The organism is Streptomyces sp. B3I8 (assembly GCF_030816915.1).
GTDB lineage: Bacteria > Actinomycetota > Actinomycetes > Streptomycetales > Streptomycetaceae > Streptomyces.
Map to the genome: position 1 here is coordinate 6,102,280 of NZ_JAUSYN010000002.1, position 20,212 is coordinate 6,122,491.

Genomic DNA, 20,212 nt, shown 5'->3' on the forward strand with positions numbered 1-20,212 from the left:
GTCTCTCCCGGTGCCGCTCGGAGGTATCGCGCCCGGAGCGGGTACCCGCACGGCATGAGCGAACACGACGAGCGGGCCACCGCGACGACCGGGATCGACCCGGACCGATTCAGTGAGGACCAGCTCATGCAGGAGCTGGAGACCATCCACCGCACACGCCACGACACCCTGCTCCACGGCTCGGACGACGCGCTGCGCGCACACAACGAGCGCATGGCGCAACTGGAGGGCGAGTACCTGCGCCGTCATCCGCGCCGACTGGTGTCGGCGGGCCGTACCCGGGAGGGCGCCCGGGAACGCGGCCACGCGGGCGGTGCGACACCGCAGTGAACGAAGCAGTGGACGAAACGGTGGCCGGCACCGGGACTCCGGTGCCGGCCACCGTCGTCGGGCAGGTCCCGCGGTCGTTACGGTCCTGCTGTCGTTACGGTCCTGCTGTCGTTACGTTCCTTCGGCCCTTACGTTCCTTCGGCCCTTACGTTCCTTCGGCCCTTACGTTCCTGCGGCCCTTACGGTCCTACGACGCCCGGGCCTTCTCGAATTCCCCGAGGAACGTCTCGCAGAACGCCTTCAGGTCGTCCGGCTTGCGGCTGGTGATCAGCACGTTCGCGCCTCCGTCGCAGACCTTCACCTGCTCGTCGACCCAGGTGGCACCCGCATTGGCCAGATCGGTCCGCAGGCTCGGCCACGAGGTCAGCGTGCGGCCGGAGACGACATCGGCCTCGATCAGCGTCCAGGGGGCGTGGCAGATCGCCGCGACCGGCCGGCCCCGGTCGAAGAAGGCGCGGACGAACGCCACCGCCTTCTCGTCCATCCGCAGCGCGTCCGGGTTGGCGACGCCGCCGGGCAGCACCAGCGCGTCGAAGGACCCGGCGGACGCCTCACCGACGACCTCCCCGACGGGGAAGGTGTCCGCCTTGTCGAGGTGGTTGAACGCCTGGACCTCCCCGGACGCCGTCGACACCAGGACCGGCTCGTGCCCGGCGTCCGTCACCGCCTGCCAGGGCTCGGTCAGCTCGACCTGCTCGACGCCCTCGGGGGCGGTCAGGAATGCGATGCGCATCGTGTTGACTCCTCCTCTTTTTCTCTGCCTGTCCGGTGTGTGTCCTCGCGGGTTCCCGCGGGTGTTCACGCCCCTCTCGGGGGCCACCGGCGTCAGGGCTGCCCGCCGCCCCCGGCCACCTCGACGACCGCTTCCGCGAGCGCCTGCGCGTTGGCGTACCGGGTCTTGTGCGGCAACCGCTCCAGGGGCGCGATCAACGTGTCCGGCGCGTTGTCGTGGCGCAGCGCCCGGATCAGCTCGGCGGGGCCCGCAGGGAAGGCCGTACGGCCCAGCCGGCGGGCCAGTTCGTAGCGCACGCTCTCCAGCGAACCGGTCGTGCCGGGAGTCACCGGGCCGCCGGCGACCTCGGGGTCGTCATCGGCGGTGGGCTCCGGGTCGTGCCATTCCTCGCTCCGCGTCGGGTGGCCGGACCGCAGCATGCCCTGCAGTTCGTGCTTCATCTCGTCGTCCCGGTGGACGCTCAGCCTGTCGCTGCCTCGCTGCATGTCTGCACTCCCACTCTCGGGGCTCTCGGGGGTTGTGCCCGCGTACCCGGTGAGGCGGAGCCGACACAGTCGTACCGGGAGCGTTCCCGACGGGTCCGTCGCCGGCCCGTCGTGCGCCGTCGGCCTGGCCCGACGCGTTTGGCGGCCGGCGTTGTGGTGACCCGGTACGGCACTCCCCGCGCGACAGTCCCCTGGGGTCCTTCGAGGAGGACGAACCATGGTGGTGCTCGCTGTGATCATCCCGCTCGTGATGCTGGGCATGCTGATGGCCCTGGACCGCTACGAGGACCTCGTGTTCCCGGCACCCGCCGCCGACCCGGCGGACGGCGCCGACGCGATCGTCCCGTCCGGTGCCTCCGGTGCCTCCGGTGCACCCGGCGCCGTCGTGGGTACCACGGGCACCGGAGGTCCCCTCGGCACCGGTACCCGGGTGCTCTGACCGGGCGCCGTCCCGGCAAAGCGGCGGCAACGGGGGCGGAAAGTCTGCACGGACCCAGGAAAGGGATCCGCCGCCCGCATCGGCCGGGCCACCAGGCATCCCGCCCTCGAAACGGGGTAAAGCGCGCGGAACGAACGGTGCCGGTTGTGTTCCGCGGGGCGTTTGTCCCCGGGGCGCTCGGGCAGGCGCGGTTGCAGTGCTTCGGACAGGAGGCACGTCCGTGGGAGCGGCGGCCGTCGGCACGGGTGTGCCAGGTCCGCTCCCCGGCGGAGCGCCCATCGCACAGCACCCCCAGGGAGCCGCGAGCACCATGCGTACGCAGACAAGCGCGAAACACCATCCGCACGACGACGCCCCCGACACCGCCGCCGACTTCCGCCGTCTCGCCGCACTTCCCGACGGCCCCGAACGCGACGCGCTGCGCTCCCGCATCGTCGAGGCCTGGCTGCCCATGGCCGAACGACTCGCGGGTCGCTTCCGCAACCGGGGCGAGAGCTTCGAGGACCTGCGCCAGGTCGCCGCACTGGGCCTGGTCAAGGCAGTCGACCGGTACGAACCCGCACTCGGCAACGCCTTCGAGAGCTACGCGGTGCCCACCGTCACCGGAGAGATCAAGCGGCACTTCCGGGACCACATGTGGACGCTGCACGTGCCGCGGCGCGTGCAGGACCTGCGCAACCGGGTGCGGTTCGCCAGCCAGGACCTCTCCCAGACGATTTCCGGCCGACGGCCCACCGTCGCGGAGATCGCCGAGCACGCCCACATGAGCGAGGAGGACGTGAAGGCGGGGCTGGAGGCGCTGGAAAGCTTCACCGCGCTGTCCCTGGACGCGGAGCTGCCCGGCAGCACCGACGGGTACTCGCTGAGCGACGCGCTCGGCTCGGCCGATCCCGCGCTCGACACGGTGGTGGACCGCGAGTCGGTGAAGCCGCGGCTGGCCGCCCTCCCGGAGAGAGAGCGGACCATTCTCTACATGCGGTTCTTCGGTGACATGACGCAGAGCCGGATAGCGGAGCAGCTCGGCATCTCCCAGATGCACGTCTCCCGGCTGATCAGCCGGTGCTGTGCGCGGTTGAGGGAGCAGATACTCCGCGAGGCCTGACGGCCGTGCCCGGTTCACTCCGGTGGCGGTGCCCGTCGCGCCAATGGGTGACGGTCCCGGGCGAGGGCGGCGGGGCGGGGCTGTGATGGGCGTGGGGCACGGAGTCGAGTGCCGTGTCCTTCGACGTTCCGTCCGAGGAGTCCGCCCATGCGCCGCCGTGCCCACCGTGTTCTCACCGCCGTCGCCCTGACCGGAGCCGCCCTGGGACTCGCCGCGCCGGGCGCGTCCGCGGCGGCCGATCCTTCCGCGCGGGTCGAGCCCCGCGAAGCCGAGCCCGGCGGCAGCGTGACGGTCACCGTGTCCTGCGACGCCGTCGGCGACACCCCGCCCGCCTCGATCGAGGCCACCTCACGCGGCTTCGAGGACGGCAGGGTGATGCTGCGGCGCGTCGACGCCACCGGCACCGCGCTGACCTACACGGGCACGGCCCGGGTCCCGGCCGACGACGCCCCCGACGTCGTACCCGATCCGGGTGATCCGGGTGATCCGGGTGATCCGGGCGGCCTCCCGGACGATCAGGCCGCGTTCCCCGCCGCCCCCGCCGCTCCGGCCGATACCGGCGATGCGACCGCTTCCCCCGGCGAGTGGTCCGTCGACGGTGCCTGTCCCGCCGCTCCCGGCGGGGCGGGGGAGCGGTGGAGCACTTCCTTCGGGGCGCCCGGGGGCGAGGGCGCCCCGGACGCGGACGCCGGCCTCACCCAGGACCCGCCCGCCGCCGTACCCAACCCCGATCCCAACCCCGGCACCGGCAGCGGCGACGCGTCGGCCCGGCCGCGTCCCTCCGCCACGGCCCCGAGCCACTCCCCGGCCGCCCCGGCCACCGAACCGCCCTCCGCCGGAGCGCAGCACGGCGTGGAGGCCGGGCGCGGGGGCGCGTTCACCGACTCCCCGCCGGCGATGGCTGCCGGTGCCCTGCTCATGGCCGGCGCGTTCGGCGCCGCCGTCCACCGCCTGCGCCGCCGCCTCGCCCGTCCGCGCCGATGACCGTGTGACGGCCGGTACCGCTGAGTCCGCCGAAACCGCCGAGCCGGGTGCGCCCGCTGAAACCGGGGACGACACCACACCCATGACACGGCGTGACCCGGGGTACTCAGAGCCCGTGGGCACCGTCGGCACCCAAGGCACCGCACGGCAACCCAGGAGGACGGCAGGGCACGCCCGGGACCCCGGGCCCGGCAGCACCGCGCGGAGGAACCCATGGGGCGGACGGATCCCGAAGGCCACGGGCCCGTCCGGTACGGGCCGCCCCTGCCCGGTCAGGGACTGCCCGTCCTGCCGAGCCTGGCCGCCGCGCTCTGCGCGACCGCCGAACGCGCCGACGACGAGGCCCCGACGGGCGGCACCCCCGCCCTCCTGGACGCCGCCGCGGGCTACTTCGCCCGCCGCCGGCTGCCCGCGGGCCCCGTCCGGCCGGTCGCCGCCCCCGGCGCCCCCGCCCTGCTCGTCGCCCTCACCGCCGCGCTCGGCGGCGACGTGCTGGTGCCCCGGCCGTGCGCCGCCTGGTGGACACCGCTGGCCCGGGCGCTCGGCAGATCCGTCTTCCACGTCCCGATCCCCGCCGAGGGCGGCGGCGCGCCCGACCCGTACGCGCTCCTGGAGACGGTCCGCCGGGTCCGCGCCGAGGGCGGCGACCCCCGCATCCTCGTACTGTCGGCCGCCGACGACCCCACCGGCACCGTCGCCCCGCCCGATCTCGTGCACGGGACCGTCGAGGCGGCCGCAGCCGAGGGGCTGCACCTGATCAGCGACGAGACCTGGCGCGACACCCTGCACCGGCCGGACGAGACCGTCCAGTTCAGCCCCGCCGAGATGTTCCCCGACCGGGTCACCGTCCTCACCGACCTGGCCGGTCCCTTCCTGCCGCCCGGCTGGCCCGCCGCCGTCGCCCACTTCCCCGGCACCGCCGACGGCGCCGGGCTGCGCGCCCGCGTCCTGGACGTCCTCACCGCGCTCGGCGCCCGCGTCGCCGACCCGGTCGCCGCCGCGGCCGCCCACGCCCTCGACGAGCCCGCCGACGTCACCGCACGCCTCACCGCCTCCGTCCGCCTGCACGCACGCGTGGCCGCCGCCGCGCACGCCGTCGTGGTCCGCGCCGGCGCCCTGGCCCGTCCCCCGGCCGCCGGGCGTCACCTGTACGCCGACCTCGATCCGCTGCGCCCCGCGCTGGCCGCGCACGGCGTCGGCGACGCCCAGGAGCTGGAGGAGTTCCTCGGCGCCCGGCTCGGCCGGCCGGTGCCGGGCGGCCACCGGTTCGGCGACGACCTGGACGCCCTGCGCGTACGCCTGTCCACCGGCCCCCTGCTCGGTACCGACCCCGAGGAACGGCTGCGCTGCCTCGACGCCCCGGATCCCACGGAAATGCCGCATGTGCGCGGCGCGTTGATCCGCCTGGGCGCGGTCCTCGACGACCTGCGTCCGACCGGCCCCTCCGGCCGCCCCCCTCCCCGCGACGGCGACGACTGACCACCACGACGCACCACGCGACGAAGCCCGGCGATGGGAGCCTCCTCGATGACGCAGCAGCAGCAGACCGAGCCGACCACCAGATCCCTCACCCCGCCGGACGACGACACCACCACCCCCGACCCGGCGGCGACGATGCCCGCGTCCGCCGCCGCCCGCGCCCCCTTCGTGCCCCCGCTCGCGCCCCCCGCCGGCCCGCGCCCCCTCGGCGAGCCGCGCCGCTGGCCGCGCTCCTTCGCCGACCGGCTGACCGTGCCCCTCGTCACCGGTCCCGGCCCCTACGCCCGGCTGCTGCGCGAGGGCGCGATACGCCCGCGCCCCGAGGCGCTGAAGGACGTCCCGCTGCTGCCGTACCGGCCCGGGCCGCTGCCCCCGGCGGACGCCGGCACCGTCGCCGTCACCTGGGCCGGGCACGCCAGCTGGGTGGTCCGGATCGGCGGCCTCACCGTGCTCACCGACCCCGTCTGGTCGCGCCGCATCCTGGGCACCCCCGCCAGGATCACCCCCGCCGGCGTGCCCTGGAGCAGTCTGCCGCGCGTGGACGCCGTCGTCATCAGCCACAACCACTACGACCACCTCGACGCGCCCACGCTGCGCCGACTCCCGCGCGACACCCCGGTGTTCGTGCCGGCCGGGCTCGGCCGCTGGTTCCGGCGCCGCCGGTTCACCCGCGTCACCGAGCTGGACTGGTGGGAGGCGGGCGAACTCGGGGGAGTGCGCTTCGACTTCGTCCCCGCCCACCACTGGTCCAAGCGCGGCCTCCTCGACACCTGTCGCACGCTGTGGGGCGGCTGGGTGCTCACCGCGCCCGACGGCCGCCGGGTCCACTTCGCGGGCGACACGGGCTACGGCCACTGGTTCCGCGCGATAGGCCGCCGGTATCCCGGCATCGACCTCGCGCTGCTCCCCATCGGGGCGTACGACCCCCGGTGGTGGCTGCGGGACGTCCACTGCGACCCGGAGGAGGCGGTGCAGGCGGCGGTGGACCTGGGGGCGTCGCGGATGGCACCGATGCACTGGGGCACGTTCGTGCTGTCCACGGAGCCGGTGCTCGAACCGCTGACCCGGGTCCGGGAGGCCTGGGCCCGCACCGGCCGCCCGCGCGAGGACCTGTGGGACCTCCCGATCGGCGGCTCGGCGGTGCTGGACTGAGGGCGGGCGCCGGGCCGGACCGAGAACCTCGCCGGTTCCGCCGGGGCTCAGCCGGTGGCGGCCCGGCGCACCCGCCGCCACAGGGTCGGCGCCGCGCTGATCGCCACCGTGAGCAGCACCGCCGCCAGCACGCCCTCCCACGGCTCGGGGAACAGCGACCCGCCGAGTATCCCGATGAGCTGGTACGTGAGCGCCCACGCCAGGCACGCGGGCAGGTCACCCCGCGCGAACGTCCGCATCGGCATCTTCGCCATCAGGCACGCCAGCATCACCGGCAGCCGCCCGGCGGGCACCAGCCGCGACAGCGTCAGCACCGCGACCTCGTGCTCGTCCAGCTTCTCCTGCGCCTGCTCCAGCCGCTCCTCCGGCGCCCGCGTCCGTATCGCCTCCAGCCACCGCGAGCCGTTCCTCGACCGCATCCCGCGCCGCCCCAGCCAGTACAGGGTCACGTCGCCGAGGAACGCGCCGAGCGCGGCCACCAGGAAGATCAGCAGCAGTGCGAGCGGCGCGCCGCGGTGGAAGGCCACCACCGCCGCCGTACTGACCAGCGCCCCGGTCGGCACCACCGGCACCAGCGCGCCGATCAGCACCAGCAGGAACAGCGACGGATAGCCGAACGCCTGCTGGTCGGGGGCGGCGGGCATCATCGTGTGCAGGAGGGCCAGAGTCTTCACGGGGCGCCCTCCGCGCCCGCCCCGCCCGTACGGACGCTCTCGCCGTGCCGCAGCAGATGCACCGTGACCTCCGGCGCGTGCACCGCCGCCTGGCGCACGAACTCGGCGCCCGGCGTGTGGAACTCGTGGGGGCGCACGGCGTCCATGCCGATCGGCCAGTACGTCCCGTAGTGCACCGGCACCGCGCTGCGCGGCCCCAGTCGGGCCAGCGCCTGCGCGGCCCGGCCCGGGTCGAGGTGCTCCTCACCCAGGTGGGGACCCCAGCCGCCGACCGGCAGCAGCGCCACGTCGACCGGCCCGACCTCCTTGGCCATCGACTCGAACAGCCCGGTGTCCCCGGCGAAGTACGTACGCGACGCGCCCTCGACGACGAAGCCCAGCGCGGGGGAGCGGCGCGGCCCGAACGGCAGCCGGCGTCCGTCGTGCCGGGCCGGCACCGTCCGCACGCGCACCTCGCCCACCCGCGTCTCGTCCCCGGGCACGACCTCGGTCAGCCGCAGCTGCCGCAGCTGCCGCAGCCGGCGCAGACCGGGCACCTGGCGCACGGCACCGCGCGGGACCAGTACCCGGGTGCCGGGCGTGAGCCGGGCGAGGGAGGGGAGGTGCAGATGATCGGCGTGCAGATGGGAGACGAGCACGAGGTCCGCCAGCGCGGCGGCCGGCGGGGGCGGCGCGCCCCGGCGGCGGCGCAGATGCGCGAGCCGGCGGGCGAACAGGGGGTCGGTCAGCACGCGCGTGCCGGAGTCCTCGACCGTACAGGTGGCATGACCCCACCAGGTGATCTCCACCGGCACTCCCTTTGCTCCCCTCGTGCGACTCCCCCCGACCCTACGCGCAGCGGTAGGGTCGGCGGCGAAACCCTGAGGTGAGGGGGGACACCATGGGAGATCCGCGTACCGCTCCGGAAGTGCCGTGCCCCGGTTCCCCGGTTCCATGCGCGACGGGGGCACAGGGCGCGCCGCTGAGAGTCGCGGCGATCGCCAGCCTGACGCCGCTGGAGGAACTGGACGCCGACCCCTTCCTCGTCGACTCCCGCAGTCAGCACGCCATGTGCGCGCGCTGGGCGGCGGAGCGGGGGTACGTGATCACGCGCGAACTCCTCGTCCGCGGGCTGCGGCCCGACCACGGAGCGCTGTGGTCGGACGTCGAGTCGGGCGACGTCGACCTGTTCGTCGCGCCGAGCAGACGGGTGCTGGAGCGGGCGCTGGCGTCGGTGGAGGAGTTCGCGGCGGAGTGTGCGCGGCGGGGGGTGCGGATGGAGACGGTCGGCCGGGCGGAGCCGGCGTACGACGCGGACGCCAAGGCCCGCGTCCACCGGCGCCTGTCCATGCCGACGGCAGGCTACGACGGCCGCTGACGGCTCCGCCGGTTCCGTTTCTTCTCGCCCCCGCGGCCCTGCCCTTCCCGCCCCCGGACCCACAGAAGTTGCGCAGTTTCCCGCGCCCCTGACAGGAGCGCGGGAAACTGCGCGAAACGGCGGGAAGGGCAGGGGCGGCGGGGGCGAAAACCGCAGGTATGGCACGCTGGGCCAGGGCCCGGGCGAACCCGGGCCGGGAAGGGCGAGGGAGGTGAACGTGCGGCATCCACGCTGGCGGAGCCTGTTCCGCGGCACCCTGCGATCCATCGCCGTCTGGGCCGTCTCCACCCTCACCATGCTCGTCCTCGCCGGCCTGCTCCCCGACTTCCAGCTCCAGTCCGACACCGGCGACAGCGCCACCCGCATCGCCGTCACCGCCGCCGCCGGCGCCGGCGTCTTCGGCCTGCTCTCCGCCCTCGCCTGGCCCGTCCTCGTCCGGCTCCTGCTCCTCGTCCCCGCCCTCGTCCTCGGCCTGCTCGTCTTCTTCCTCAACGGCTCTCTCCTTCTCGTGGCCCTCCGCCTCAACCCCTCGGGGCGCGGCGAGGCCGCCCCGGAGACGGCCGTGGTGGTCGCCGCCGCGATGTCCGCCGTCGCCTCGGCGACCGGCGCCGCCCTCGCGGTCCGGGACGACGACGCGTACCGGCGGCGCCTGTACCGGCTCGCCGACCGCCGGCGCCGCCGGCGCGCGGCCGACCGGTCCGGGCCGTCCTCCCCGGGCACCGTCTTCCTCCAGCTCGACGGCGTCGGGCACGACGTGCTGACGGACGCCGTGCTCAAGGGCGTGATGCCCACCGTCGCCGGCTGGCTCGGCGTGGCCATGGGCACGGCGCGCGTCCCCGCCGCACGGGCGGGCGGCGCCGACGACCCCGTCGTCACCCCCGCCACGGTCCCCGGCACCGCGCCCGCCCAGGACGCCGCCGCCACCGCCCCCACCCACCGCCTGATCCCCTGGCGCACCGACTGGTCCAGCCAGACCGGCGCCAGCCAGCTCGGCATCCTGCACGGCTCCAACCACGACGTGCCCGCGTTCCGCTGGTACGAGAAGGACACCGGCGAGACCGTCGTCGCCAACCGGCCCACCAGCGCCGCCGAACTCCAGCGCCGGGCCGTGGAACGCACCGGCCACGCCGGTCTGCTCGCCGTCGACGGTGCCAGCCGCGGCAACCTCTTCAGCGGCGGCGCCGGCGAACAGGCCCTCGTACTGTCCATCGCCATCCGGCGCCGCGGCCGGGAGAACCGCTCCCGCGCGGGCTATTTCGCCTACTTCTCCGACCCGGCCAACGCCGTGCGCACCGCGCTGTCCTTCGTCGCCGAGGTCTGCCGCGAGATCGCCGAGTCCACCCGCGCCCGGCTGCGCGAGCAGCGGCCCCGGGTCGGCCGCGGCGGGCTCTACCCGTTCATCCGCGCCTTCGCGACCGTCGTCGAACGGGACGTCGTCGTCGCCTCGGTGATGGGCGACATGCTGGCCGGCCGCACCGCCGTCTACGCCGACCTCGTCGCCTACGACGAGGTCGCCCACCACTCCGGACCGCACAGCAGGGACGCGCGGAAGGTGCTCGCCCGCCTGGACCGCGCCCTCGCGCTCATCGCGCACGTCGCTGAGAGGGCGCCGCGCCCCTACCGGATCGTCGTCCTGTCCGACCACGGCCAGAGCCCCGGCGAGACCTTCCAGTCCCGCTACGGACTCGGCCTGGGCGACCTGGTCCGGGCCGGCTGCGGGCTGCCCGTACCGCGCGCGGCGCAGCGCACCCACAGCGGTGCCGAGGCCCGCGCCGCCGTACGGGCCGCGCTGCGCCGCCCGGTGGAGGAGGACGGCGGCCGCCACCGGCACCCCGCCTGCGGCACCGCCCGGACCGGCGGACGCTCCGGGCCCGCGCCCCTCCCCGCCGGCGAACCCGTCGTGCTCGCCTCCGGCAACCTCGGCCTCGTCTCCTTCCCGGACGTGCCGCACCGGATGAGCAAGGAGGAGATCGACCGCCGTCACCCGGCGCTGCTGTCCACCCTCGCCAACCACCCCGGCATCGGCTTCCTGCTGGTGCGCAGCGAGGAGCACGGCGGGGTGGTGCTCGCCGCGCACGGCGTCGAGGTGCCGGTGGACGGACTGAGCGACGCCCACCCCGGCCCGCTGGCCGACTTCGGCCCCGGCGCCGCCGACGCCGTACGGCGCACGCACTCCTTCCCGCACACCGCCGACATCATGGTCAACTCCTGGTACGACCCGGCCGACGGCGAGGTGCTGGCGTTCGAGGAGCAGATCGGCTCGCACGGCGGCCTCGGGGGCGCGCAGGGGCGGCCGTTCCTGCTGTCGCCGCTGGAGCTCGCCCCGCCCGTCGAGGACGGCGCGGAGCTGGTCGGCGCGGAGGCGGTGCACCGGGTCCTGGTCCGCTGGCTGCGCGAGAGCGACGGCCCCCAGATCCCGGTCGAGGTCGTGCCGGGCACCGTCGTGCCGGGGCCCGCCGAGCGCACCCCGGCGGCCACCGGCGACGACGCCGACGAGCGGGCGGCCTGAACGGGCGGGTGCGCCGGACGGGAATGTGATCGGATGGGGCCGGTACCCGTGCCGGGAACCACCTCGTTCACCGTTTCGAAAGAAGGACGCACAGTGGCAACCACGCGCACCGCGCACACCGCCTGGGAAGGCAACCTGCTCGAGGGCAAGGGCGTCGTCACCTTCGACTCCTCCGGCATCGGCGAGCAGCCGGTGACGTGGGCGTCGCGCGCCGAGCAGGCCAACGGAAAGACCAGCCCGGAGGAGCTCATCGCCGCCGCCCACTCGAGCTGCTTCTCCATGGCGCTGTCGCACGCCCTCGCCGGTGCCGGCACCCCGCCCACCCGGATCGAGACGAAGGCCGACGTCACCTTCCAGCCGGGTACGGGCATCACCGGCATCCACCTGACCGTCGAGGGCACCGTTCCGGGTCTGGACGCCGACGGGTTCGCCGCCGCCGCCGAGGACGCCAAGAAGAACTGCCCGGTCAGCCAGGCCCTGGCCGGCACCGAGATCACCCTCTCGGCGAAGCTCGCCTGACGGCTCGGCTCGCCCGGCAGCAGCATTCGAAGCCGCGTTCCCGTACTACGGGGGCGCGGCTTCCGCCGTCCGGGGTACCCGCCCGGCCCGGGGTCGTCGGGACGCGAAGGGACCGAAAGAGGCATTGACAACGGCCCGCTCAGGTTTTGTGCTAGTTGGCAGAACACTTCGGAGGGCGCGGGGGCGGAAATCGGTCGGAAGGGGTACGGCGATGGCGCGTGCGGTCGGGATCGATCTCGGAACGACGAACTCGGTGGTGGCGGTACTGGAGGGCGGCGACCCCACGGTCGTCGCCAACGCGGAGGGCGCGCGGACGACCCCCTCGGTCGTCGCCTTCGCCAAGAACGGCGAGGTCCTCGTCGGCGAGGTCGCCAAACGGCAGGCCGTGACGAACGTCGAGCGCACCGCGCGCTCCGTCAAGCGGTACATGGGCGACCCGCACTGGCAGTTCCCGCAGCAGGGCTCCGTGGACGGCACCCGCTACCGGGCGCAGGAACTCTCCGCCCGCGTCCTGCAGAAACTCAAGCGCGACGCCGAGGCCTACCTCGGCGAGGACGTCACGGACGCGGTGATCACCGTCCCCGCCTACTTCGACGACACCCAGCGGCAGGCCACCAAGGAGGCCGGGGAGATCGCCGGCCTCAAGGTGCTGCGCATCATCAATGAGCCGACGGCGGCCGCGCTGGCGTACGGCCTCGACAAGGAGAACGAGCAGACCGTCCTCGTCTTCGACCTCGGCGGCGGCACCTTCGACGTGTCGCTCCTGGAGATGGGCGACGGTGTCATCGAGGTCAAGGCCACCAACGGCGACACGCACCTGGGCGGCGACGACTGGGACCAGCGGGTCGTGGACCACCTCGTCAAACGGTTCGAGGCGCACCACGGCGTCGATCTCGCGGCCGACAAGATGGCGGTCCAACGGCTGCGCGAGGCCGCGGAGAAGGCGAAGATCGAACTGTCCAGCTCCTCCGAGACGGCCATCAACCTCCCCTACGTCACCGCCTCCTCGGCCGGCCCGCTGCACCTGGAGGAGAAGCTCACCCGCGCCCAGTTCCAGGACCTCACCGCGGACCTGCTGGAGCGCTGCAAGGGCCCCTTCCACCAGGCCGTCAAGGACGCCGGGGTGAAGCTCGCCGCGATCGACCACGTCATCCTCGTCGGCGGCTCGACGCGGATGCCGGCCGTCACCGAACTGGTCAGGGAACTCACCGGCAAGGACCCGCACAAGGGCGTCAACCCCGACGAGGTCGTCGCCGTCGGCGCGGCGCTCCAGGCGGGCGTCATCCGCGGCGACGTCAAGGACGTCCTCCTGCTCGACGTCACCCCGCTGTCCCTCGGCATCGAGACCAAGGGCGGCATCATGACGAAGCTGATCGAACGCAACACCACGATCCCCACCCGGCGTTCGGAGATCTTCACCACCGCCGCGGACAACCAGCCCTCCGTGGGCATCCAGGTCTACCAGGGCGAACGCGAGATCGCCGCGTACAACAAGAAGCTCGGCGTCTTCGACCTCACCGGCCTCCCGCCCTCGCCGCGCGGCGTCCCGCAGATCGAGGTCGCCTTCGACATCGACGCCAACGGCATCATGCACGTCTCGGCGAAGGACCTCGCCACCGGGCGCGAACAGAAGATGACGGTCACCGGCGGCTCGGCCCTGCCGAAGGACGACATCGACCGCATGATGCGCGACGCGGAGAGCTACGCGGAGGACGACCGCAGGCGGCGCGAGGCGGTCGAGACGCGCAACCAGGCGGAGCAACTCGTCTACCAGACGGAGAAGTTCGTCCGGGAGAACGAGGACCGGGTGCCGGCGGACGTGAAGGCGGACGTGGAAGCGGCGGTGGCGGAGCTGAAGACCCTGCTGGAGGGCGAGCCGGACACGGCCGCGTTGCGGGCGGGGGTGGAGAAGCTGGCGACGGTGAGCCAGCGGGTGGGGCAGGCGATGTATCAGGGTACGGCCCCCTCGGCGGAGCCGGGCGCGGAGGCCTCCGGCGGTTCCGAGGAGGGTGTCGTCGACGCCGAGATCGTCGACGAGGAGGAGAGGGGCGGGAAGGGCGCGTCGTAGCCTCGGGGGGACACGCAGGTCTCCCGGGCTATGAAGCGCCCTCCGGCCGCCGGAACGCCCGGAGGGCGAACCACGGGTCCGGGCGCGGCCGGTCCTGGTCGGGCAGGGCGGCGAGCCGTGCCGCGAACGGCTCCGCCGCGGGGTCCCCCGGCGGCAACGTCATGAACCATCCCCGGCGCAGGTCCGCGAGCGCCCGCCGCGGACTGCGCCCCTGCCCGTGGCCCCGGAAGCCGCCCCGCCCGGCCGGCACGAGTCCCGCTTCGGCCGCGCGGGCCGTGACGGCGTCGGCGGCGTCCCTCGGCGCGCTCGGCGGCCGGGACGCCAGTACCGCGTCGATGTCGCTGCCCACGTTGTGCGCGGCGCCCTTGTCGACCGTGGTCACCCACACCCCGCCCGGCGCCAGCACCCGCGCGCACTCGGCGACCGTCGCCCGTACGTCCTCCGCGCGCGGGGCGAGGTGCAGCAGCCACACCGTGCAGACCGCGTCGAACCGCCCGTCCGGGAACGGCAGTCGCCGGCTGTCGGCGCGCACCACGGCCCCGGGCAGCCGCGCGGCGGCCCGCCGGATCATCCCGGGGGACAGATCGACCCCCACCACCCGCATGCCGGGCCGGTCCGCGGCGAGGCGGCGGGTGACGATGCCCGTGCCGCACGCCGCGTCGAGCAGCGTGCGCGCCCCGTCCGGCACCAGTGCGAGGACGCCCTCGGCCGCGGCCGCCGCCCGGGGCTCGCCGCCGCGCAGCTCGTCGTACCGCTCGGCCTCGTGGTCGTAGTCGAGCATGCCCGCCGCCCCCCGTCCCCCGCGCCCGGCCGGGTCAGCGGGCGCCGTGCACCGGCGCGAGGTCCGCCACCCGTCGGGCGAGGCCGAAGTCGAGCGCGGTGACGGCGCCGCCCGCGCTGTGGGTGTGCACAGCCAGCGCCACCGTGTCGTATCCCAGGGTGAGGTCGCTGTGATGGTCCAGCTCCTCCTGCACCTGGGCGATGTGCACGACCATCGCGGTCGCCGCGAAGTGGGAGCCGAGGCGGTAGGAGCGGGTGAGCCGACCGTCCGTCAGCGACCAGCCGGGCAGGTCCGCCAACCGGTTGTCGATCTCCGCACGCGACAGCGGTTCGACCGCCATGACCTCGCTCCTCTCCCGGAGTCCCGGGTGCGCGCACGTCCACCGGGACGGCCGGGTACCTCGGGGGACTGGCATTCTGATCGGATGGCATGATCTCATGCGTGCAGCGGTGGGGGCCTGATTCCGAAAAACGCCACACCGCACGCACACTTCGGCACGTGGGGAGGCGTGGCGTGAGCGAACGGCGGGCCGCGCCCACCGTCGGCCAGGTCGTGCTCGGCCGACGGCTGCAGGAGCTGCGCGAGGCGGCGGGACTGCGCCGGGAGGAGGCCGCACAGGTACTGCGGGTCGCCCCGGCCACCGTGCGCCGCATGGAGATGGCCGAGGTCACCCTCAAGATCCCGTACGTCCAGGTGCTGCTCACCACGTACGGCGTCCCGGAGCCCGAGGTCGCCGCGTTCGTCTCCCTGGTCGAGGACGCCAACGAGCCCGGCTGGTGGCAGCGGTACCACGATGTGCTGCCCGACTGGTTCAGCATGCACGTCAGCCTGGAGGGCGCGGCACGCGTCATCCGCTCCTACGAACCGCACTTCGCGCCCGGACTGCTCCAGACGGAGGCGTACGCGCGGGCCGTGATGGAGGCCGGCACGATCGGGCAGGCGAGCCCCCAGGACGTCGAACGCCACGTGGCGCTGCGCATGCACCGGCAGAAGCTGCTGGACCGCCGGGACATGCCCCACCTGTGGGTGATCATGGACGAAACGGTACTGCTGCGGCCCGTCGGCATGCGCCCCGAGGTGATGCGGGACCAGGTGGACCGGCTCCTCGAAGCGTCCGAGGACGACCGGATCACGCTCCAGGTCGCCGAGTTCGCCACCGGCCCGCACCCCGGCACGTACACGTCCTTCACCCTGTTCCGCTTCGCCCAGCCGGAACTGCCGGACATGGTCTACAGCGAGTACCTGACGGGAGCGCTCTACCTGGACAACCGCCAGGAGGTCGCCACCCACCTGGAGGTCCTGGACCACATGTCCGCCCAGGCGGCGTCGGCCTCCCGCACCCGGGACGTCCTCAAGGCGCACCGCGAGCGCTACTGACCGGGCGTCTCCCGCCGTTTCCCGTGGATCCACCTCCACGCAAGAGTGGCATACGTCTCTTCCCCGCAACCATGGGCGCGTTACACGAGTCACCTACGCGCATCACCATTTCTCCATGGGGGGACCATGAACCCGAACAACCCGCAGGATCCGTACAACCCGCAGGACCCGCGGCAGGCATATGGCCCGCGGGATCCGCAGCAGCCGCAGGGCGCGCAGAGCCCGCAGTACCAGCAGCCGCCGGCGGACCCGCGGAACCCGCAGCAGGTGCCCTACCCGCCGCAGTACCAGCAGCAGCCCGGCTGGGGCACTCCGCCGCCGGTGCCGCAGCCGCCCCGCCGGAACACCGGCAAGATCGTCGGCTTCTCCTGCCTCGGCGTGCTGGCCCTCTTCGTGGTGCTCGGCATCGTCGGCGCCGCGGTCGGCGGCGGGGACGACGAGGGCAAGAAGAGCACCGCCTCCAGCGGTCGGGCCGAGGGCGACTCCCCGAAGGGCGACGCGGCCAAGAGCGGCAAGGGCGACAAGAGCGGCAAGGGCGTCACCGGTGCCGAGGACGACACCAGGAGTGACGCGAAGTCGACCGGCAGCCAGGCCGACCAGTTCAAGGCCTGCGTCGCCAAGAAGGGCACCGCCGGCGAGAAGGCCGCCGTCGCGCACGTCACCAAGGTGACCGGCACCGACAAGCGCAACGACATCCTCGACTCGGCCGAGGTCTTCACCGACTTCACCGGCGGCTTCATGAGCGCCGACGCGGGCGACGCCAAGCTGATCACCTCGGCGTTCACGAGCTGCTACGAGTCGGACAACGGGCTCGTGACGGTGTACGGCAGTGACGGCGACATGATCACCAACGGCAACTACTGAGCCGCGCCCGGCAGGACGCGTGGACGGCCGGGCGGCCCGCGTGCGCGGAGGCCGCCCGGCCTGGTGCGGGTCCCGCCCCCAGGCGGCGGGACCCCGTACGCGGAACCTCGGCGGGGGCGACTACTCGAGAAGTTCCGCGTACGAGCCCATGGCCAGGGCGATGTCCGCCTGGGCCCAGAACCGGTGGTACGTGAACACGGGCGCGGCGCCGCCCTCCAGATAGCTCTCGACCTTCGACCACGCCGGGTCGTCCTCGTAGAAGGAGCGGATCGAGGCGAACGTCGACGAGGAGTCGACCGTGTCGCCGTTCGGCATGGTGCCGGTCCAGCCGCTCGGGACGTACACGCTGTCGCCGAAGCGGTTGTAGTCGGCGCGGGTCTCCGGGACGGCGATGCCGAGGTCGTCCCGGTAGTTGTCCCACATGCCGTCGAGCAGCGCCTTCGCCGTCGTCCTCGCCTCCGTGTCACCGGACTTGGCGGCGTAGTACGTCAGGGTCTTGGCGTACGCGGCGGCCACGCCCACGTCGTCGGTGTAGTCGGCGACGGTGACGTGCAGGCCGCTGTTGTCGCCGGGGGCGGAGGCGTTCCAGGTGTCGGGCTGCCCGGACCACTGGAGGGTGGACGGGATCCGGTAGGTGCCGTCCGGGTTGATCGTGGTCTTGGACAGCGCCCAGTGGACCCACTTGTCCAGGACCGTCTTGGCGTCGGCGTCGCCCGTCTGCTGGTAGTACTCGGCGACGCGCTCCATCGACCACGCCTGGAAGCCGAACCACTGGTTGGACGGCGGGTCGTGGTAGACGGGGGCCTCGTCGTAGTACATGCCGTAGAACGTGGACGTGCCGCTCGGCGGGGTGGCGTACCTGCCCTGCCAGCTGTTGGTCGCGCCGCCCGCGATCGCGCCCTCGTCGGACTGCAGCCAGCGGTAGAACTCCAGCTGCCGGTCGAGGGACTTGGACCAGTCGGCGGAGCCCGTGGCCGACTTCGGCCTCAGGTCGGCGTAGGAGCTGAGCGCGTACGCGGCCAGCGGGTTCTGGTAGCCGCCGTGGACATGGCTGGAACCGATGCGCCAGGCCCAGCCGGCACTGGTGTCCGTGGCCCCGCCCCAGGCGTAGTACCAGGAGAGCAGGTAGTCCGAGGCGTCCTTGCCGGTGCCGGCCGCGCAGGTCGACGGACCGACGCAGTTGCCGATCTTCTTGAAGTACTTGTCGTACATCGCGTAGCGCAGATAGTCGCCCATCTTCGCGGCCTTGCCGACGGTCGCGGAGACGTCGCCGCCCTTGCCCTGCTCCTTGGCCCACACGTCGGCCCAGTACGCGGCCTGCACGGCCCGCGCGTCGGCGTCGGGGGCGTCGGTGTACTTCCACTGCTTGGAGTAGGACGAGTCGCCGGTGAACAGGTCCAGGTAGCCGTTCTTCCCGCCGTACTTGAAGGCGTCGCAGGTCGGCTGCGGGACCGTCTCCCAGACCGACTCCTGCGGGCCGCGCTGGAAAGTGTTGAGGTACGAGGGCCCCGCGGCCGTCGGCCCGGCCTCGCACTTGCCGGGTGCGTCGCCGTACCCGTAGACGTTGTCGACGTCCTGGATCCAGTGCATCCCGTAGACGTCGTCCGTGCCGTAGGCGCTCTTCAGCTCGCCCGCGATCGGGTCGGAACCCACGGAGACACCGGTGTCGAGCGCGGCCGGGTACTCGTCCGGGGTGTCGTGCTCGGGCGCGTAGGTGGCCGGCTTGGCGGCGTTGTAGAACGAGTTGGTCGGCTGGTCGGCGTGGGTGGGGATCATGTACTTCTCCATGATGTCCCAGGCACCGTTGAACTTGGACCAGTCGCCGGTGACCTTGCCGTACATCGCCTGCAGCCACAGCAGATAGCTGTACGCCTCCGACGTGGTCTCATGACCGTAGTCGGGCGCCTCCACGATCAGTGTCTCCACCGAGTGGTACGGGATGCCCTCGGGGGAGAAGTAGCCGTTCGCGGGGTCGGTGATCTTCCCGTAGAGGTCCAGGAAGCGGGCGTCGTACGCCGTCGAGGCGGACAGTTCCGTGACGGTCACGGTGGCCTTGGCGTGGCCGGCCGCGGACGAGGTGAAGGTGGCGGCGCCGGTGCCGGAGTCGTCGGCGGTGACGGTCACCTTCTGCGCGGTGTCCCAGTTCGACGGGGTGAAGGTCAGCGAGGCGCCGCCGGTGACGGTCAGTCCGCTGTTGCCGTCGGTGCGGGCGGTCGTCACCGTCACGTCCGCCGGGGGCTTCGTCGACAGCTTCAGCTCGTAGCTGCCGGACTTGCCCTGCTGGACGCCCAGTTGACCGGGGGAGGCGACTATCGCGGGCCCGGAGGCGACGGTGATGCCGACCGGGGTCGACTCGGCCGACGCGCCGAGGCTGTCGTACGCCTTCGCCAGCAGCGAGTGGCTGCCCACGGACAGCCCGGTGGCCGCGTAGGTGTACGGGGCGCTGGTGTCGGTGCCGAGCAGCGTGGTGTCGTCGTAGAACTCGATCTTCGAGATCGACGCGCCGTCGGCCGCGGCGGCCGTGGCCGCGAGCGGGACGGCGTCGCCCTGCGAGTAGACCGCGCCCGCGCCCGGGCTGGTCAGCACGGTGACCGGCGGCTGGTGCGCGCCGGTGCAGCGCGTGCCGTTGACGGAGAAGTCGGTGGGCGCGGTGTTGGTGCCGCTGTAGGTGAACTGCGCGCCTGTGGTGACGGCGGCGCCGGCGGCGACCTTGCCGTTGTACGAGGCGTTCCTGACGGTGACCGATTTCCCGGACTGCGACCAGGTGCCGTTCCAGCCGCTGGTGAGCTTCTGGTCGCCCGCGTAGGAGTACGTCAGGGTCCAGCCGTCCAGGGCGTCCGAGCCCCGGTTGGTGAGGGTCAGCTCGGCGGTGAAGCCGGAGCCCCAGTCGTTGGTCGAGTAGTCGACGCCGCACTGCACGGAGGCAGCGTGCGCGGTCGTCGAGCCGGCCGACAACAGGGCGAAGGGAAGGGCGAGAGCGGCCACGGCGGCGGTCCACAGACGCCGTGCGGCACGGCGTCCGCGTCTGCGCCCGGGGCTGGATCCGGGTCTGCTGCGTGAGGGTTCCATGGTGCTGGTCCTCCTTGCGGCTCTGGCGAGTGGGGGGAGGAGCGACAAGCTGTGAACCAGTGGGAGCGCTCCCATAGTGAGGAGGGGCACCTCTGCGGTCAAGTCATGTGAAGAGTCGAAAAGATTTCGACGGAGTTCACCTACGGTGAGGGGCCGGTTTCGGCGTGCCGCCGATTCAACCCTCTTGGATTCACCGCCGGTTGGCGCTACCTTCCCCACACCAGTGGGAGCGGTTCCATCAGTCGACGCGTCCGTCACGGGCGCGACCGAGCTGCAAGGAGTCGCTCATG

General features: G+C 73.4%; 19 protein-coding genes. 12 read left to right on the forward strand and 7 right to left on the reverse strand.

Going from position 1 to position 20,212, the window contains the following annotated elements; genetic code table 11:
• Positions 1-54: 54 nt before the first annotated feature.
• Positions 55-330: a DUF6158 family protein gene (locus QFZ64_RS29245; RefSeq protein ID WP_307070475.1), complete on the forward strand. Its 276-nt coding sequence runs from the start codon at positions 55-57 to the stop codon at positions 328-330.
• Between the two features lie 187 nt (positions 331-517).
• Here the strand turns inward: QFZ64_RS29245 and QFZ64_RS29250 are convergent, their stop codons facing one another.
• Positions 518-1,063, reverse strand: coding sequence for a type 1 glutamine amidotransferase domain-containing protein (locus QFZ64_RS29250; protein WP_307070476.1), 546 nt, complete (start codon positions 1,061-1,063; stop codon positions 518-520).
• A 92-nt stretch (positions 1,064-1,155) separates the two neighbouring features.
• A complete protein-coding gene (locus tag QFZ64_RS29255; RefSeq protein ID WP_307070477.1) occupies positions 1,156-1,548 on the reverse strand; it encodes a DUF2795 domain-containing protein in 393 nt (130 codons plus the stop codon).
• A gap of 217 nt (positions 1,549-1,765) precedes the next feature.
• On the opposite strand from QFZ64_RS29255, the gene QFZ64_RS29260 reads away from it, so the two are divergent.
• From QFZ64_RS29260 to QFZ64_RS29280, 5 genes are all read left to right on the forward strand, one after another.
• Entirely contained in the window at positions 1,766-1,987 is a 222-nt protein-coding gene (locus QFZ64_RS29260; protein WP_307070478.1) for a hypothetical protein, read from the forward strand.
• 310 nt (positions 1,988-2,297) lie between these two features.
• Positions 2,298-3,089 carry an RNA polymerase sigma factor SigF gene (locus tag QFZ64_RS29265; protein ID WP_307070479.1) on the forward strand — a complete coding sequence of 264 codons (792 nt, stop codon included), beginning with the start codon at positions 2,298-2,300 and terminating at the stop codon, positions 3,087-3,089.
• A 147-nt stretch (positions 3,090-3,236) separates the two neighbouring features.
• A complete protein-coding gene (locus QFZ64_RS29270; protein WP_307070480.1) occupies positions 3,237-4,073 on the forward strand; it encodes a hypothetical protein in 837 nt (278 codons plus the stop codon).
• A 213-nt stretch (positions 4,074-4,286) separates the two neighbouring features.
• Complete coding sequence (locus tag QFZ64_RS29275) at positions 4,287-5,552, forward strand: aminotransferase class I/II-fold pyridoxal phosphate-dependent enzyme (protein ID WP_307070481.1); 1,266 nt, start codon at positions 4,287-4,289, stop codon at positions 5,550-5,552.
• Between the two features lie 48 nt (positions 5,553-5,600).
• A complete protein-coding gene (locus QFZ64_RS29280; protein ID WP_373430679.1) occupies positions 5,601-6,704 on the forward strand; it encodes an MBL fold metallo-hydrolase in 1,104 nt (367 codons plus the stop codon).
• Positions 6,705-6,751: 47 nt separating this feature from the next.
• On the opposite strand, the gene QFZ64_RS29285 is transcribed toward QFZ64_RS29280, so the two are convergent.
• Entirely contained in the window at positions 6,752-7,351 is a 600-nt protein-coding gene (locus tag QFZ64_RS29285; RefSeq protein ID WP_307071910.1) for a DedA family protein, read from the reverse strand.
• A 23-nt stretch (positions 7,352-7,374) separates the two neighbouring features.
• Positions 7,375-8,172 carry an MBL fold metallo-hydrolase gene (locus tag QFZ64_RS29290; RefSeq protein ID WP_307070482.1) on the reverse strand — a complete coding sequence of 266 codons (798 nt, stop codon included), beginning with the start codon at positions 8,170-8,172 and terminating at the stop codon, positions 7,375-7,377.
• Between the two features lie 86 nt (positions 8,173-8,258).
• Between QFZ64_RS29290 and QFZ64_RS29295 the strand changes: the two genes are divergently transcribed.
• The 4 genes from QFZ64_RS29295 to dnaK all read left to right on the forward strand — a co-directional run bounded on the left by QFZ64_RS29295 (position 8,259) and on the right by dnaK (position 13,831).
• Positions 8,259-8,735, forward strand: a complete 477-nt coding sequence (locus tag QFZ64_RS29295; RefSeq protein WP_307070483.1) for a recombinase family protein — start codon at positions 8,259-8,261, stop codon at positions 8,733-8,735.
• A gap of 217 nt (positions 8,736-8,952) precedes the next feature.
• Positions 8,953-11,244, forward strand: a complete 2,292-nt coding sequence (locus tag QFZ64_RS29300) for an alkaline phosphatase family protein (RefSeq protein ID WP_307070484.1) — start codon at positions 8,953-8,955, stop codon at positions 11,242-11,244.
• A 93-nt stretch (positions 11,245-11,337) separates the two neighbouring features.
• Positions 11,338-11,763 (forward strand): OsmC family protein, encoded by a 426-nt coding sequence (locus QFZ64_RS29305; protein ID WP_307070485.1) that lies wholly within the window; start codon positions 11,338-11,340, stop codon positions 11,761-11,763.
• 211 nt (positions 11,764-11,974) lie between these two features.
• A complete protein-coding gene (gene dnaK / locus QFZ64_RS29310) occupies positions 11,975-13,831 on the forward strand; it encodes a molecular chaperone DnaK (protein ID WP_307070486.1) in 1,857 nt (618 codons plus the stop codon).
• A 28-nt stretch (positions 13,832-13,859) separates the two neighbouring features.
• Here dnaK and QFZ64_RS29315 read toward each other — a convergent pair whose 3' ends face one another.
• Positions 13,860-14,612, reverse strand: a complete 753-nt coding sequence (locus QFZ64_RS29315) for a class I SAM-dependent methyltransferase (RefSeq protein ID WP_307070487.1) — start codon at positions 14,610-14,612, stop codon at positions 13,860-13,862.
• A gap of 34 nt (positions 14,613-14,646) precedes the next feature.
• A complete protein-coding gene (locus tag QFZ64_RS29320; protein ID WP_307070488.1) occupies positions 14,647-14,952 on the reverse strand; it encodes a 4a-hydroxytetrahydrobiopterin dehydratase in 306 nt (101 codons plus the stop codon).
• 173 nt (positions 14,953-15,125) lie between these two features.
• Between QFZ64_RS29320 and QFZ64_RS29325 the strand changes: the two genes are divergently transcribed.
• Positions 15,126-15,989, forward strand: coding sequence for a helix-turn-helix transcriptional regulator (locus tag QFZ64_RS29325; RefSeq protein WP_307070489.1), 864 nt, complete (start codon positions 15,126-15,128; stop codon positions 15,987-15,989).
• Between the two features lie 126 nt (positions 15,990-16,115).
• A complete protein-coding gene (locus tag QFZ64_RS29330) occupies positions 16,116-16,853 on the forward strand; it encodes a hypothetical protein (RefSeq protein ID WP_307070490.1) in 738 nt (245 codons plus the stop codon).
• Between the two features lie 120 nt (positions 16,854-16,973).
• Here the strand turns inward: QFZ64_RS29330 and QFZ64_RS29335 are convergent, their stop codons facing one another.
• The gene (locus QFZ64_RS29335) at positions 16,974-19,922 is read right to left on the reverse strand and encodes a glycoside hydrolase family 48 protein (protein WP_307070491.1); all 2,949 of its coding nucleotides are present in this window, start codon (positions 19,920-19,922) and stop codon (positions 16,974-16,976) included.
• Positions 19,923-20,212 lie beyond the last annotated feature (290 nt).

Bases quoted from the DNA above. Each gene is read 5' to 3' on its own strand.
- QFZ64_RS29245 (WP_307070475.1), top strand. From the start codon at position 55: ATGAGCGAACACGACGAGCGGGCCACCGCGACGACCGGGATCGACCCG.
- QFZ64_RS29250 (WP_307070476.1), bottom strand. From the start codon at position 1,063: ATGCGCATCGCATTCCTGACCGCCCCCGAGGGCGTCGAGCAGGTCGAG.
- QFZ64_RS29255 (WP_307070477.1), bottom strand. From the start codon at position 1,548: ATGCAGCGAGGCAGCGACAGGCTGAGCGTCCACCGGGACGACGAGATG.
- QFZ64_RS29260 (WP_307070478.1), top strand. From the start codon at position 1,766: ATGGTGGTGCTCGCTGTGATCATCCCGCTCGTGATGCTGGGCATGCTG.
- QFZ64_RS29265 (WP_307070479.1), top strand. From the start codon at position 2,298: ATGCGTACGCAGACAAGCGCGAAACACCATCCGCACGACGACGCCCCC.
- QFZ64_RS29270 (WP_307070480.1), top strand. From the start codon at position 3,237: ATGCGCCGCCGTGCCCACCGTGTTCTCACCGCCGTCGCCCTGACCGGA.
- QFZ64_RS29275 (WP_307070481.1), top strand. From the start codon at position 4,287: ATGGGGCGGACGGATCCCGAAGGCCACGGGCCCGTCCGGTACGGGCCG.
- QFZ64_RS29280 (WP_373430679.1), top strand. From the start codon at position 5,601: ATGACGCAGCAGCAGCAGACCGAGCCGACCACCAGATCCCTCACCCCG.
- QFZ64_RS29285 (WP_307071910.1), bottom strand. From the start codon at position 7,351: ATGATGCCCGCCGCCCCCGACCAGCAGGCGTTCGGCTATCCGTCGCTG.
- QFZ64_RS29295 (WP_307070483.1), top strand. From the start codon at position 8,259: ATGGGAGATCCGCGTACCGCTCCGGAAGTGCCGTGCCCCGGTTCCCCG.
- dnaK (WP_307070486.1), top strand. From the start codon at position 11,975: ATGGCGCGTGCGGTCGGGATCGATCTCGGAACGACGAACTCGGTGGTG.
- QFZ64_RS29315 (WP_307070487.1), bottom strand. From the start codon at position 14,612: ATGCTCGACTACGACCACGAGGCCGAGCGGTACGACGAGCTGCGCGGC.
- QFZ64_RS29320 (WP_307070488.1), bottom strand. From the start codon at position 14,952: ATGGCGGTCGAACCGCTGTCGCGTGCGGAGATCGACAACCGGTTGGCG.
- QFZ64_RS29330 (WP_307070490.1), top strand. From the start codon at position 16,116: ATGAACCCGAACAACCCGCAGGATCCGTACAACCCGCAGGACCCGCGG.
- QFZ64_RS29335 (WP_307070491.1), bottom strand. From the start codon at position 19,922: ATGGAACCCTCACGCAGCAGACCCGGATCCAGCCCCGGGCGCAGACGC.